This is a genomic window from Kosakonia sp. S42 (assembly GCF_016624785.1).
Lineage (GTDB): Bacteria > Pseudomonadota > Gammaproteobacteria > Enterobacterales > Enterobacteriaceae > Kosakonia > Kosakonia cowanii.
The window spans coordinates 1-214 of record NZ_JACVTW010000135.1; the positions used below are offsets into that span (position 1 = coordinate 1).

The 214-nt window shown below is 67.8% G+C and carries 1 pseudogene; it reads left to right on the forward strand.

The annotated features are described in order from the left end of the window. Nucleotides 1–214, forward strand: a pseudogene (locus tag IAE50_RS25875) (TraV family lipoprotein); the annotation flags it as partial.

The following is a 214-nucleotide window of genomic DNA, read 5'->3' on the forward strand; positions in this document are numbered from 1 at the left end:
CGTTTCTGTCGCAGCAACCGGTGTCATCGCCCCGCGCCCGATCGCCACCGTGCCGTCACCGGTGCGCAGCACCCTGACCGGCCAGACTGCACAGACAACATCGTATGTGTCGCCGGCGAGTTCTGTCAGCGGCGCAGGGCGCGTGACCGCGCAGCGTATTCCGGACGCCACACAGCGCCTGTGGATTGCCCCGTGGGTCGACACCGACGACAAC